Consider the following 14,814-nt stretch of genomic DNA (forward strand, 5'->3'; position numbering starts at 1 on the left):
GACCATATGCGAGGCTGACATGGATTTAATTAACTTTCGCGTCGGGAAAAAAACAATATCACTGCAAATCCTCGATATTCTATTAACTGAACGCTACGAAGAAAATTTAACGGATTTACCCAATGACAACCCCAGCTTCTTGGGCGTCAAAGATTACATGGGCGTACCGACCCCTATTTTTGATTTAGGGATAATATTGAACAAACGCTCTTCCTATGAGACCAATCAAGAATTGGTCAGCATGCTACAGCAGCGAGAGCAAGATCATAAAGAATGGCTTGTCGCACTCGAAGCAAGCATTTTTAACGATGTCCCCTTCACTAAAGCCAAAGATCCAAAGCAATGTGCTTTTGGACAGTGGTATTACGGCTTCAAAACTGAAAATGACGATCTTAAAGCACTACTGAGTCGCTTCGAAGAACCACATGCAAAACTACATTCATTAGCGGATAAACTATTAGTGATGTGCGCACAGGGACATAAACAAGAAGCCATAGATACTCTCGCTCGTGAAAAGAGCACCACTTTTAATAAACTCATACGATTGTTTGAATCAGCCCGTGATCAGATCATGCTTGACCATAAACCTATCATCGTCTTTACCACTCAAGATGGCCAAAGTCCGCATATCGGTTTGCTTGTCGATAAGGTAGAAGATAACGTTCACTGTGACGAAAGCGATATTAAATCACTACAGGAAATGACCAGTATTGGTTTTGAAATCGATGCGCAAACCAAAAAGTTGATGAAGGGTTTGGTCAAGATGGGAAAACGTCACAGCGTATTGATTGACCCTAGCGCCATTTTCCGCCCAGAACATTTACAAAATTATGAGCCAGAAGAAACAGAAGAGTACGGCTTGTTTTAGATTCAGCAAATGGAGCACAAAAAAACGCCGCAAAATTGCGGCATTTTTTGTATTCTAAGTAGCCTGCTTCGAGATAACTTGTTATCCCAAGCTCAGGTTACTTAGCTTGGCGGCTAGCGCGTTTACGCTCGCTTTCAGTCAATAATTTCTTACGAATACGGATGCTTTCAGGCGTTACTTCTACTAGCTCGTCGTCATCGATGAACTCAAGCGCTTGCTCTAAAGACATAACAACAGGTGGCACAAGGTTTTGTGCTTCATCAGTACCAGATGCACGTACGTTTGTTAACTGCTTACCTTTAAGCGCGTTTACCGTTAGGTCGTTATCACGGCTGTGAATACCAATAACCATACCTTCGTACACTTCAACACCGTGACCAATAAATAGGCGACCACGCTCTTGTAGGTTGAATAGTGCGTTTGTTAGCGCTTTACCTGCTGCGTTAGCGATTAGTACACCATTTTTACGCTGACCGATGTTACCGCCTTTGTGTGGGCCGTAATGTGAGAACGTGTGGTACATCAAACCAGAGCCAGATGTTAACGTCATAAATTCAGTTTGGAATCCGATTAGACCACGCGCAGGCATCATGAAGTCCATGCGTACACGACCTTTGCCGTCAGGAGACATGTCAGTCATTTCCGCTTTACGCAGACCAAGCTGTTCCATGATAGAGCCTTGGTGTTCTTCTTGACAGTCAATAGTCACTGTTTCGTACGGTTCTTCCAGCTGACCATCAACATGGCGCAAGATTACTTCTGGACGAGATACTGCAATCTCGTAGCCTTCACGACGCATGTTCTCGATAAGAATACCTAAGTGAAGTTCACCACGACCAGATACACGGAAGCTATCTGGGTTATCTGTTTCTTCAACACGTAGTGCAACGTTGTGCACCAGCTCAGCTTCTAGACGCTCAAGAATGTTACGTGAGGTTACGTATTTACCTTCTTGGCCTGAGAATGGAGACGTGTTCACAGAGAAAGTCATTGTTACTGTCGGTTCATCAACAGACAATGGTGGTAGTGCTTCGACATTATTCTGACAACAGATAGTGTCAGAGATTTTCAGCTCACCAAGACCTGTAATTGCGATAATATCACCAGCCGTTGCTTGCTCAACTTCGTGACGGTCAAGACCTAAATAACCAAGTACCTGGCCAACTTTACCATTACGTGTCTTACCATCAGCACCGACAATAGTCACTTGTTGGTTAGGTTTAACTGAACCACGTTTGATACGACCAACACCGATAACACCAACATATGAGTTGTAATCAAGCTGAGAAATTTGCATCTGGAACGGACCTTCAGGATCCGCGTTAGGCGCTTCAACTTCGTCTACGATAGCTTGGAACATTGGTTCCATGTTGTCAGACGGTTCATCAAGATCAAGTGTTGCCCAACCGTTGATTGCTGATGCGTAGATCACTTTAAAGTCTAGCTGTTCGTCAGTTGCACCTAAATTATCAAATAGGTCGAAAACTTGGTCCATTACCCAATCAGGACGAGCGCCCGGCTTGTCAATTTTGTTGATTACAACAATTGGCTTAAGACCCTGAGCAAACGCCTTTTGCGTTACGAAACGCGTTTGTGGCATCGGACCTTCTTGCGCGTCAACTAGTAGTAATACTGAGTCAGCCATCGAAAGAACACGTTCTACTTCACCACCGAAGTCGGCGTGTCCTGGAGTATCTACGATATTGATACGGTAGTCGTTCCACTTGATTGCGGTATTTTTTGCAAGGATGGTGATACCACGCTCTCTTTCAAGATCGTTTGAGTCCATCACTCGCTCTTCATTACCACCGCGCTGCTGTAGTGTACCTGATTGCTCAAGTAGCTTGTCTACAAGCGTTGTTTTACCGTGGTCTACGTGCGCGATAATCGCGATATTTCTTAACTTTTCGATGCTCATATTATTACTCAGTGAAGTTGGCCCTCAGTGATCCTAGTCGATCTACGCAAAAATGCGCGTTGAGATTGCCCGATTGAGAATTAAAGGTCGCGTATTATCTACTATTAATGTGACAGATGAAAGTTTATCCAACATTTTTTTCAATAATCCTCATCAGAAACTCATAAATCAATGGCAGAGTATCGGATCACCACAGTCTAAGCGCAGTCACAGTCCATTTATGGTCTTTTATCGTCCGATAATGGACTAAATGATTGCAGTAAAAATGTAAATTCTATATTTATCAAAAAGATAAATTCTGGCATACGCGTTGCTGACCTTGTTCTATTTGAGTGACATGTCTGTTACAGAATACAGACGGATATCGTGAGCGGATTTGGGGTAAAAATGGTAATACATTCTATTAAAATGGCCTGGCAAAGACTTCAATGCCACATTAGTTATGCGTTAACAATCACGCTCACTCTAGCAATGACGCTAGGCGCATTGGTATCAATGTATAATCTAAATTATCAACTTCTCGCAGCTCCACTTCCCTATCCTGATTCTGAACGCCTAATGCTAATGCGTGGTGAATTAGTTGATGACCATAATGAGGTGAAACAGAGCAACTTTATTCCTCATGCGGGGAGTTTAGAGGCATATAACAAACAAACACAATTCTCTGATATCGAAATCATGGCCATTCAGAATATTAGTATTGATGTTGAACAAAGTTTACCGAGCAGTCCTACATTTAACATCGGTGCTATTACCCCTGAATTTATGCCATTACTCAATGCGCCACTGGCATTGGGCCGCTACTTTAGTGCTGATGAAGGGGTCGGTAGTCAGCAACCCGTTGCAATCGTTTCATACCAAGTATGGAAGCGTTACTTCGGTGGTAACCCTGATATTTTAGATAAAACGCTCGTATTCAAAGGCGTTAGTTTTAAAATAGTAGGTGTTACTGATAAGCAATTTATTGAACCCGTATTATCAACACCCAACTGGTATACTGATGTATGGATTAGCTATGACTACAATGATTCACCAGCTCCGACATGGCAAAGGAATAATATCCAGACATATCAATTGCTAAAGTTACATGATGTGCAACATGCACGTCGCGCAAAGCTGTCTCTTGAAAACTGGCTCAACGAACAACTACAACAACAAACTGCTGGTGAACAAGCATTTGCCAACAGTAAAGTACATCTCAAATTTATCCCCGTTAAACATCGTATTATCGGTGAAGCATCGCAAGTGAGTATTATGATGTTGTTAGGGAGCCTTGTATTGCTGTTAATAGCATTGAGTAATATTTGTAGTTTAGTGCTATCACGTGCAGCAGAGCAACAAAAGAGCTTTGCTATTCAGGCCGCTTTGGGTGCAAAACCAAATCACCTATTTTTGCATATTGCAATAGAGCTAGGACTGCTGTTTATAACAGCCGCAGCATTGTCGCTGTTCATTGCCGAAGGGATCATCGAGCTGCTAAAGTCAGGAGTAGCTGGCCCATTAGCACGCCTACAAGAACTTAATCTAGAGATGCATACTATTGCATTTGCCTTCTTAGTCAGTATTACGGTGTGCTTACTCCTTTCTTGGATAGTAAGCCGGCAACTTAACTACCGCCATATTGTTCAGCAACTGCAAAGTAGTGGTAAAGGAACCAGCGTTCAAATCTCCGCAACGACTCGCACTTTACTAATCTCGTTTCAGTTATTTATCTGTCTTTCACTCCTCACTATTTGCATTGGGATATTCCAAACAAGCTGGCAAAACTTACAACGTGATACAGGGATTAGGGAACAAAATACCTATCAAGTCGCGCTTAACTTAGGCACTCTATTAGAACAAATGAGTCGGGAAGAGCGTCAACAATTACTCCTATCTGCCGTTGACTCATTGGCGAAGCTACCCCACGTCGCAACAGCTGGTATTGGGGGTTACCCGCCAATTTCCTACTGGTTGCCTGGTTTTTCTGACCGCCAGATGCAACTTGAACCGGGAATAGAAAAGAATGCTTTTGAGTATCAACGCACGACTGGTACGTCAACTTACTTCGACACCTTTGGTGCTAAACTTACCAGTGGGAGATCCTTTACCATGAAAGAAGCCATTAATAGTGATCCTGTCGTTATTGTAAATCAAACACTCGCTAAACGACTGAAAGAACAGGGACAAGTACTAGGTGCAAAATTATACCCACGTAATAGTCATGAGAGTTTAGAAGTGGTGGGTGTCGTTGATGATATCTATCTTCCTAAACAGCTGCACATCGCGAGAGTTTTTACACCAGCAATACCGACAGGTTACCCTTTCATTTTAATTCAAACCAAGCCTCACTCTACAATTAGCAGAGCGGAAATCAATCAAGTATTAACACGTATTCACCCTCAGATGCGCGTTTACAACTTCCAATCTACAACTGAGCTTCTAGCGGCACATTTACAGCAAGAACGTGTAATCAGTATCTTCACCTTAACACTTTCTGTGATTGCACTTGCACTCGCAGCGCTTGGTATCTATGGTGTATGTAAATACAATATGGCATTACGACGCTTTGAGCTAGGTGTCAGAATGTCATTAGGCGCAACACCTATTGCCATATTTTCACTCGTGTTAAAGGATAATTTACGACCTATTCTAGCTGCCGTATGCACCTCAATCTTGGTATTATTGAGTATTTCGATGCTTCAGGATACGCTTGTACCTGTTACAATAAATAGCGCTATCCATTGGTTAGTTTCTTTCACTTTAGTCGTTATTCTAGTCGTTGGTGTTGCGCTACTATCCTTAAAAAGTATTATTACCCGCCCAGCATTACACTCGCTTCGCGGAGAGTAATGCGGCTGTTGATGGTATGATAATAATAAATCAAGGAAGCTTGCTGTGAGCGTTAAACCACTAATATTGCTAGTAGAAGATAATAGAGAAGTTAGGTTGGCCGCACGATTTGTATTAGAAGATTTAGGCTTAGCTGTCGAGGAAGTTGAAAATCCAGTACAAGCACTAACTTTTCTAGCACAGAATAAGCCTAAGTTAATCTTGCTCGATATGAACTTTGAACTAGATTCAACATCGGGGCAGGAGGGTTTAAAGTTTTTAAGACAGCAGCAGCAGCTTGGCAATACGACACCTATTGTAGCAATGACAGCCTGGTCACATACAGAGCTTGTTGTGCAAGCTATGCAATTAGGCGCTGCTGATTTCTTAGAAAAGCCATGGAAAAATCAACGTTTCGAACAAGTAATCCGGTATCAGCTACAGCTCAGTGATTTAACTAATAAAAATCAAGGGCTTCAGCACGCGCTCGCTGGAGATGCTAAACCCGTACTTTGGCGTAGTAAAACAATGAAGCAGCTCATGGAGCAGCTTGAAGTGATGGCCCCTACTGATGCTAATATTCTACTGACTGGGGAAAATGGTGTAGGTAAGAGCCTTATAGCCCAGTGGATCCATCAGCACTCACACCGTTCAACGCATCCGTTTATTTCTGTCAATATGGCGACAATCCCAGAGCAACTCTTTGAGAGCGAGCTTTTTGGACATACAAAAGGTGCATTTACGGATGCTAAATCAGACCGTGCAGGACGATTTAAACTCGCGAATCTTGGTACTTTGTTTTTAGATGAGATTGGTACCCTGCCTCTAGCGCAACAAAGCAAGTTACTTCGGGTATTAGAATCCAGAGAATATGAACCTGTCGGCTCAAGCACTACTGAAGTGGCTAATGTAAGGCTAATTAGTGCCACCAATGCAAAGCTTGAACAGCTAATATCACAAGCTGAGTTTCGCCAAGATCTCTTCTATAGAATCAATACTTTTACCATAGAAATTCCTCCATTGAGAACGCGGCCTGAGGATATTGAATTATTGGCAGAGCATTTTATAAAAACCCACGGTAACCGATACGGGAAAAATGAATGTAGCCTCACTCCCGCAGCACTCAATCAATTAAAACTTTATGACTGGCCAGGAAATACTAGAGAGCTGGGGCACTTACTAGAGCGAGCAGTTCTATTAGCTCAAACAGATGAAATAGGGCCGGAGCAATTACATATGAGCACACCATCGCAGCTTACACAAAATCATTCAGAAGCATTACCTCTGATCACATTAGAACAAGCGGAACAACAATTAATCACACAGGCTTTGAATAATACGGCAGGAAATAAACAACAAGCGGCTGAATTACTGGGTATTACTAAACAAGCACTCTACCGACGCCTTGAGAAATATGAGCTTAACTAAAGAACCGTTAGCTCGGTATTTTGTAGTAAAGTTTTTACTGCTGGTAGTACTTGAAATTGTAGGCATTTGCGTTTTGAGTTGGCACTTAGACGTGCACATTTCGGCATCCATAACTTTATATTCACTACTAATAATTGTCATTTTTATTCTGTGTCAAGGCTTGCTGGTAAGACAGCTCTACAATCGTTGTAAATTGTCTTTTGAACGCTGCGGTTATCAAGTCGAAGCATGGTTAAAACGTGATTTTAGCCTAAGAGCTAAGCCCACATTTTCTTCGGGTGTTGTCGCGCAATTGCACAACCAACTGAATGTGCTCTCTGACATGTTGCAAAGTGAAAAAACGGATGAAGATGTCCAATCGTTTTTGGTCGCTGAGCTTATCAGTGTGTTGAATACCCCCATACTGATCTTTGATCAACGCATGCAACTTTGTTTTGGCAATGAAGAGTGCTACCAATTATTCCAAAAACCATGGCAAACTTTACGCTATAGTCGCCCTGAATCGCTTGGGCTAAGTAATACGCCACAGTGGCACTTTGTTGACCTTGGACTCAACAAGCGCTGGCAAGTTAGGCACAGTACATTTACAAACCAAGAACACACTTATCATCTCGTTATTTGTATAGATATACAACATGCATTGCGAAATCAAGAGCTACAGGCTTGGCAACGCTTGATTCGTGTCATTAGCCATGAAATACGTAACTCACTTACACCAGTAACTGCCTTATTAGAAAGGTTGCAAACACGCATCAACGATCCTAGAGATAGCCAAGCTTTCGATATTGTCTTAGAGCGCTGTTTTCACTTACAGGACTTTATTCAAAAGTACACACAATTAAACCAACCAATAACAGTGACGATCCAGCGCCTATCGGGCACTGATCTCATAAAAATGGTACAAGGTATGTTTCCAGACCAACAGTGGCAAGTAGAGCTTTCTCCCGTTTACTTTCACGTTGATCCAACCCTGTTTAAACAAGTGATTATTAATATTGTTAAAAATGCCATAGAAGCTAGCCCGAGAGACTCAAAAATAACACTTCGGTTGTATACCACCAACAATACCGCTGTTTTTGAAGTTTTAGATGAAGGAAGCGGTGTAGCTAATAGCGATAACCTTTTTGTTCCATTTTATTCTACAAAACAAAAGGGCGAAGGTATCGGGCTCTATATCAGTCGTTACTTCGTTGAGCATATGTCCGGATCCATCAGCTTAACTAACCGCTCTGATAGGCCTGGAGCTCTTTGTCAAGTGCTCATTCCAGTACCACTTAGTTAATCTAAACATCGGAAAATTAGGGTCTGTTGGCCTTTCAAGGTTAAATTTGCAGCAGCCTGTGTGGTATTTAGGCAAGACTGAGCCTATGTAGTGTGGTTGTTCCCCATAAATAAGCGATAACGCAGTATGGAGGTCAAGGCAGAAAAACAGTTATGCCATGCCTCATTTCATAATAAATAGCGCCATTCTTGTTCCACAAATTGCTGGTCCGATTTACTCATCCGCATAGTCCAGAACCGGACTTTACTTATCCAAATAAAAATAAAACAACAAACAAAACAACAAGATACAAATGGCACACTGTTTGCTTACATCAAGTTATCAATCCGATAAAAAAGGCAACTAAAGGTGGATGTAATAAAAAAGAAACAAGCTAAGCCATTACGTAAACTGTTTATACTCATAAGCATTCCTGTGGTACTTGTATCTATTTGGTTCATGATAGGGAAACTTTCAGATCAGACCAGTACTAAGCTTGAAAGGCATTCAATTATCATTGGCAATGTACAGCGCGGTAACCTTGACGTTGAAGTGACAGGCTATGGTGTACTTCGCTCAAATAAGCAAAAACTAATTACCGCACAAGACCCCGCAACAGTAAATGAAATATTAGTGCGCCCCGGCGGTGAAGTACTACCTGACACCATTATTTTAAAGATGCAGGATCCAGACCTGACGCAGCAGCTAGCCAGCGCAGAAATGGAATTAAACAGACAAAAAGCCAACTTCCGCCGACAAAAACTCGCAAACCAACGAGAGCTTCTCATGGAAGCTGCGACGTTAGCGGAATTAAAAAGTGAGCATCAGTCTCTAGCTATGCGCCGCGAAGCACAGCAGGAGCTCAGAGATCAGGGAGTTGTACCTGCAATTGAGGTAAAAACCGCAGAACTTGAAGAAAGGCAGCTTGCTGAACGTGTAAAGTTACAACATCAGCGTATAGAGCAGTTAAAGTTACTGCATAAAGAAGACTTAACTATTTCACAGGAATTAATAAATCAAGCTAATTCCATTCTCGCACGACTTATAGAAAGAGAAGCAAAGCTCACCGTTCGCGCTGGAACTGAAGGTGTTTTACAACGATTGGCTGTAGAACTAGGGCAAAGTGTTGTGGCTGGCCAAGAGCTAGCGCAAGTAGGTAGTAGCGCAGATCTTCAAGCACTTGTTCGTGTTTCACAATCTAAAGCCGAGCAAATACGAGTGGGTCAACCTGCGGTTATAAACACTAGACGTGAGAAAGTGCAAGCAACTGTTACTAGGATCAGCCCTCAAGTACAGGAAGGGACAATCGAAGTCGAGCTCACCTTCAACGATGCCGTACCAGAATCTGCAAGACCAGAACTCAACGTGGACGCAACAATCATGACACATTCATTACAGGACGTGTTATACGTCGAGCGCCCTAGTAATACTCACCCCCACACCCAACAATCTATTTTCGTTTTAGATAGTGCAGGAGAGTATGCCAACTCAACATCTGTTTCATTCGGTATTGACGCTGGCAACTATATTCAAATAGAGGAAGGTATTGGCTTAGACCAACAAGTTATTCTCTCCGATACCACCTCTTTCAAAACAGCGCAGAAAATAAGAATAATTCAGTAATTTAATAGGATAACAAACTATGAAAGAAGCAATATTGAAAATGTCAGGCATCACTAAGGTGTTTAGCACAGAGGAAATGGAAACGCACGCGCTGAGAGGAATAGACCTCGAAATATATAAGGGTGATTTCGTCTCAATATGCGGTCCATCAGGTTGTGGTAAATCAACTCTCCTTTCCATATTGGGGTTACTAGATACGCCTACAGATGGAAGTTATCAGGTTGAGGGAATAGAAGTAAGTAAATTAAGCTTGAGTGAAGCTGCACATATACGGAACCAAAAGGTTGGCTTTATATTTCAATCATTTAATCTGATAGATGAACTGACCGTATTTGAAAATATTGCACTTCCATTGCGTTATCGCAAAGAGCCAATGACCGAGGTTGAGATCACACAAGCGGTTACCAGCTGCCTTACAAAAGTAGACATGGGCCATAGAGCTAGCCACCGCCCTAATCAACTTTCAGGCGGACAGCAACAACGTATTGCTATAGCCCGCGCTTTGGTTGGCAACCCTGCGTTACTGCTTGTAGATGAGCCGACTGGTAACCTTGACTCAAAGAACGGTGATGCCGTGATGGATATGCTCAAAGCGCTAAATTTAGAAGGCACCACATTGTGCATGGTTACGCATGATCCTAGGTATGCAGATATGGCAACACGAAAGCTGCACCTATTAGATGGCAAGATTTTAACTCCTCAAGAACAGAGCACTGAAAAGCATTCGGAGCCGTTGGCTAGCTAAATAACCATAAGAATACACAAGGAAGCTTAAAATGTACGAACCGCACTTCGAATTGCCAATTTTGCTCGTCACACAGCCGGTGAGGAGCTCAACATGTTGAAACAAGAGATCCAATCATGCTTATACTCTCTTAGCAAAGCAAAAATATTTACCCTTACTATAATTATAACTCTTGGAATTACTTTGGGCACGCTTATTGCCATGTTCAACTTAAACTTCCAGATTCTCGCAGCCCCCCTGCCATACCATGATAGTGAGAAATTATATGTCTCTAAGACAAACCACTACATAAAAGATAAAATTGAATTTGAAGACTACACCCCAATGCCAATTTTGGTCGAGGCGTATAAAAACGAAAAATCAGATCACATTCAAACTGCACTTTTTGCCTATGGTGAAGAAGTAATACGAAGCCGTGCCGATACCCCTCGGGTGAATGTTGCTTACACCACTCCAGAGTTTATGCCCCTTTTGGGTTTCAATTTCGAGCTTGGTCGTGGTTTTTCTGATGAAGAAGGTATCGATAGTATATCACCTGTAGCGGTGCTTTCTTACCACTCTTGGCAAACGTACTTTGGCGCAGATCCACAGGTTTTGGGAAAAACGTTCCAGATAGATCAAGTTAACTTCAGAATTATTGGCGTACTTTCAGAGAATACACCTGAGCCAGAGCTATATACTCCAGGCAGACTAACAAGTATTTGGCTTCCATGGGATTACCTTCCATCCTATCGACGAGATGCTCAGCAATGGGGATTGACAGGCCCAAACAGACACATTTTAACTAAAATTTTAGCGGATGAAGATATCGCGAAGCTGAATCACCAACTGACAAATAAATATAACGGGCGTTTTAAAGCAGAAACTGCAGGTCGTTCATTTTTTAATGATATGACTATCACTTTGGAGCTAAAACCATTAAAAGAAAAAATCCATGGCGACAGTGCATCAAGAACAATTTGGTTATTAGTTGGTGCATTTTGTTTGACGCTAATCGCTTGTGCCAATATCGCCAATTTAGTGCTCGCAAGAGCAGTAAATCAGCAGCGGACTATGTCCATAAAAGCGGCTTTAGGCGCTCAACGAAAACAGATCGTTCGAGGCATTTTCATTGAGCTTGCGACATTAACTCTCTTATCAGCAATTTTAGCATTGGGTGTATCGGAGCTGTGCTATTACCTATTAAAATTAATTGCAACAGACAGCTTACCTAGTGTTGCACGCTTAACAACTAATGTGCCGTCAGTCATATTTTGTTTAACTCTTTCAGCATTATTAGCTTGGCTAGGTGCTTGGCTTATCAGTGCCAAAATTAACTTCAGTAAACTAAACTCTCAAATACAAAGTAGTGGTAAAGGTACCAGCATCCAAGTGAAATCAAGTACCCGTTCAGCACTAATTTTCAGTCAGATCTTTCTTGCTAGTTTATTACTGATTTCTTGCTTTCAAATCTTTATAAACTCATGGTCATTGCTAAGCCAGGCTCCCAATTTCGTAAGTAAAGATCGTTACCAAGTGGAATTGAATCAGCTTTTCGAACCAAGGCCAAGTCGCGCTGAAAGAGATTCATATTATAGTACGAGAAGACAACAACTACTTGATATTGTAAGCGAGATAAGAGCCAACCCTAGAGTTGTATCTGCAAGCTTAACTACAGGTACGCCTGTCGAGTTTGGTATTAGTACTTTCTTAAGCCCAGACTCTGGGTTTGAGAATCAGTATTCTGTCTCTGGCAACTTAATTGATGAAGCGTATATACCAACGTTACAGTTAGACATTCTCCAAGGTCGCAATTTTACTCGAGAAGACGTGTATAATCGCTCTCCTTACCTCATTGTAAATAAAGAGTTTGCCAATAAGTTAAAGCCGGGTGGCGATGTAGTTGGTGAGCGTTATTACTGGTTAAATGGACGCCGTACAATTCAATATGAAATTATTGCCGTCACCGAAGATCTAAACCTACCGGAACAAAGTAACTCAGCCAAAATGTGGGCTGTAGATAATATCGAGCGTTACGCTCCTTCTTTTATCATAGAAGTAGATTCAAACCAGCAGCTTACTCCCCAATTTATAAATAGTATTATCGCGAAGACCACACCCACGTGGCGAGTCTCGGATATTCAACCACTTGAATCACAATTAGCAAATTCTCTTGCGCTTCATTACATCGCTAGTTGGGCATCTCTAGCTTTGGCAATAGTGACACTTTCAATCGCCGTGATTGGTATATATGGCGTATTAAGTTATGGAATTAGCATGAGAAAATTTGAACTCGGGGTTCGTATGGCTATTGGAGCGTCACCACTTACTATTGTGAAAGGTGTGATCTTAGAGAACTTTAAGGTCATCATACTCGCGCTAATTGGAGCTGCAATCATAGTTTCAGGCGTTGCAGTGTGGATAACTTCAACCCGTTTCACATTCGCTCTTTCAACAACAGGATTAATATTACCAATAGTTACTATTATTGCAGTAACTGCGTTTACATCCACACTTGCTGTTTGGGGGATTATCAGAAGACCGGCAATTTATTCCCTACGAGATCAATAACTGCCCATCTAAGCACCCAGAACTCGGATTGAGAAACTATTATTCCGAGTTCTGCTTTCCCTCAATAAACATTCTAAAAAGCTATTAATTAACACGCTACGAGATGTAATCCACCTAAGTGAATTTTAGCCAGAACGCAGAATTTGCAGTCAAGCAACTTATACGAAAATTGATGAATTAAGCGCAGTGTGATGGCCTCTCGCATCAATGCCATTGATTAGTATCTTTACCTTGCTGTTAGGCCTACATCGAATAATTATGCTGTGCCAGTTTTAGCTTGTACAAGTGTTGATTACATTAAATAACCTGAGCTTGGGATAACAACTTGTTCTCTAGCAGCTGTTATCCCTTACTACTGCGTTAAATTTTCTTGCAATAGGCCAGCTTTTGACGCACAAATTTGCCTTGCATTTAAGAAATAACTTCTGGCTAGAGTGATATTACGCTTTTGAACTGAGTGATTTTAGTGGATTAACTTACTTCTTACCCCGAGGTTAAATAAATGAACTTTTTTAAGCGTGGAGATATCGTATTTTCGTTCCAATTAGTTGGAGAATTAGCGTGATTGATGTTAGACCGATAAATAAAAATGGGCCCCATAACAGTATGGAGCCCAGCTCATTTCTACAACTGATTCATCTACGTCTAGTAGTTATTGAATACCGAGATAACGTAACAAGCCATGACTGACTTGCTCAACGTTAGGACTTTCCAGCATGGATTTATGACCTCCCGGTACCATTTCAACTGTTACAGGACCACTAAACCACTGCTTTGATAGCTCAATATAATTGCATGACTCGATCGATGAACCCTCCGCGAACATCATTAGCACCTCTTTGTCCCAGATCTGATCAGGGCTATATGAGAAAAACGCTTCCGACTGCCACTTAGCCAACCTATTCAACTTATTAACAAGCTCTGTATCTTTAAGTGATTGTGTCCACGTTGCTATATTTTCTAATCTAGAGTCCATATCCATCCTGTATGAACTCTGCGCAAAATAACTATCCAGCAAAACAAGCGATATTTGATTCTCAATACTGCCCATACACTCTGCAACCTCTTGGGCCAGAGCTCCACCATAAGAATGCCCAACTAAAACGATCTGTTTATTCTTAAACTGTGGCCTAATGCTGTCAAAGATATACTGTCCATGTGATTTGATCGTAGTAACTGACTCACAATCATCGAATACACCGGGATGGTGAATACTGATACATGGTACTCCGTGTGTATCAAGAGTCTGAGCGAAAGACCTAAAATCATTCGGTGTTGACAACACCCCAGGAATCGCAACAACCAAAAACTCAGACTTATCTTCACTTGCACTTTTGTTTAAAAATACTAAAGGCGAATTGTGATTACTATCTGCTATGTTTTTACTCTGAATTGCGTTGGCTTGCTCTCTCAGTGAGAGTGCAGTATACAAATCTGGAAAAGGCACAGACACAGCTAACTGAGCTTGGATCTGATTGCAAAGTTTTACCAATAACAACGAATGCCCACCCAGAGTAAAGAAGTTCGCCGTTGCACTGATCTCAGCAGCTTTTATACCCAAAAGCTGTGCCCAAATACCAGCTAACTGTTGCTCAATATCACCTTCAAGG

Annotated in this window: 9 protein-coding genes; 7 read left to right on the forward strand and 2 right to left on the reverse strand. The window is 41.8% G+C overall.

Features of this window, described 5'->3' with window-relative positions:
* The first annotated feature begins 19 nt into the window (after positions 1–19).
* Complete coding sequence (locus tag MHN32_RS19310; RefSeq protein WP_010607888.1) at positions 20–868, forward strand: CZB domain-containing protein; 849 nt, start codon at positions 20–22, stop codon at positions 866–868.
* A gap of 97 nt (positions 869–965) precedes the next feature.
* On the opposite strand, the gene typA is transcribed toward MHN32_RS19310, so the two are convergent.
* On the reverse strand, positions 966–2,786 hold the full coding sequence (gene typA / locus MHN32_RS19315) for a translational GTPase TypA (RefSeq protein WP_095728606.1): 1,821 nt from the start codon (positions 2,784–2,786) through the stop codon (positions 966–968).
* Positions 2,787–3,173: 387 nt separating this feature from the next.
* Between typA and MHN32_RS19320 the strand changes: the two genes are divergently transcribed.
* From MHN32_RS19320 to MHN32_RS19345, 6 genes are all read left to right on the forward strand, one after another.
* Positions 3,174–5,618: an ABC transporter permease gene (locus MHN32_RS19320; protein WP_227387609.1), complete on the forward strand. Its 2,445-nt coding sequence runs from the start codon at positions 3,174–3,176 to the stop codon at positions 5,616–5,618.
* A gap of 45 nt (positions 5,619–5,663) precedes the next feature.
* Positions 5,664–7,025, forward strand: coding sequence for a sigma-54 dependent transcriptional regulator (locus tag MHN32_RS19325; RefSeq protein WP_102055873.1), 1,362 nt, complete (start codon positions 5,664–5,666; stop codon positions 7,023–7,025).
* 193 nt (positions 7,026–7,218) lie between these two features.
* Positions 7,219–8,307 carry an ATP-binding protein gene (locus MHN32_RS19330; RefSeq protein ID WP_239422555.1) on the forward strand — a complete coding sequence of 363 codons (1,089 nt, stop codon included), beginning with the start codon at positions 7,219–7,221 and terminating at the stop codon, positions 8,305–8,307.
* Between the two features lie 348 nt (positions 8,308–8,655).
* Positions 8,656–9,909 (forward strand): HlyD family efflux transporter periplasmic adaptor subunit, encoded by a 1,254-nt coding sequence (locus MHN32_RS19335; RefSeq protein ID WP_239422556.1) that lies wholly within the window; start codon positions 8,656–8,658, stop codon positions 9,907–9,909.
* A gap of 19 nt (positions 9,910–9,928) precedes the next feature.
* The gene (locus MHN32_RS19340) at positions 9,929–10,654 is read left to right on the forward strand and encodes an ABC transporter ATP-binding protein (protein ID WP_010607883.1); all 726 of its coding nucleotides are present in this window, start codon (positions 9,929–9,931) and stop codon (positions 10,652–10,654) included.
* A gap of 93 nt (positions 10,655–10,747) precedes the next feature.
* Positions 10,748–13,204 (forward strand): ABC transporter permease, encoded by a 2,457-nt coding sequence (locus MHN32_RS19345; protein ID WP_239422557.1) that lies wholly within the window; start codon positions 10,748–10,750, stop codon positions 13,202–13,204.
* 652 nt (positions 13,205–13,856) lie between these two features.
* Here MHN32_RS19345 and MHN32_RS19350 read toward each other — a convergent pair.
* The coding region (locus MHN32_RS19350) for an alpha/beta fold hydrolase (protein WP_239422558.1) at positions 13,857–14,814 on the reverse strand (958 nt) is incomplete at its 5' end.

The organism is Pseudoalteromonas sp. Of11M-6, assembly GCF_022347905.1.
Classification (GTDB): domain Bacteria; phylum Pseudomonadota; class Gammaproteobacteria; order Enterobacterales; family Alteromonadaceae; genus Pseudoalteromonas.

Bases quoted from the DNA above. Each gene is read 5' to 3' on its own strand.
- MHN32_RS19310 (WP_010607888.1), top strand. From the start codon at position 20: ATGGATTTAATTAACTTTCGCGTCGGGAAAAAAACAATATCACTGCAA.
- typA (WP_095728606.1), bottom strand. From the start codon at position 2,786: ATGAGCATCGAAAAGTTAAGAAATATCGCGATTATCGCGCACGTAGAC.
- MHN32_RS19345 (WP_239422557.1), top strand. From the start codon at position 10,748: ATGTTGAAACAAGAGATCCAATCATGCTTATACTCTCTTAGCAAAGCA.
- MHN32_RS19340 (WP_010607883.1), top strand. From the start codon at position 9,929: ATGAAAGAAGCAATATTGAAAATGTCAGGCATCACTAAGGTGTTTAGC.
- MHN32_RS19320 (WP_227387609.1), top strand. From the start codon at position 3,174: ATGGTAATACATTCTATTAAAATGGCCTGGCAAAGACTTCAATGCCAC.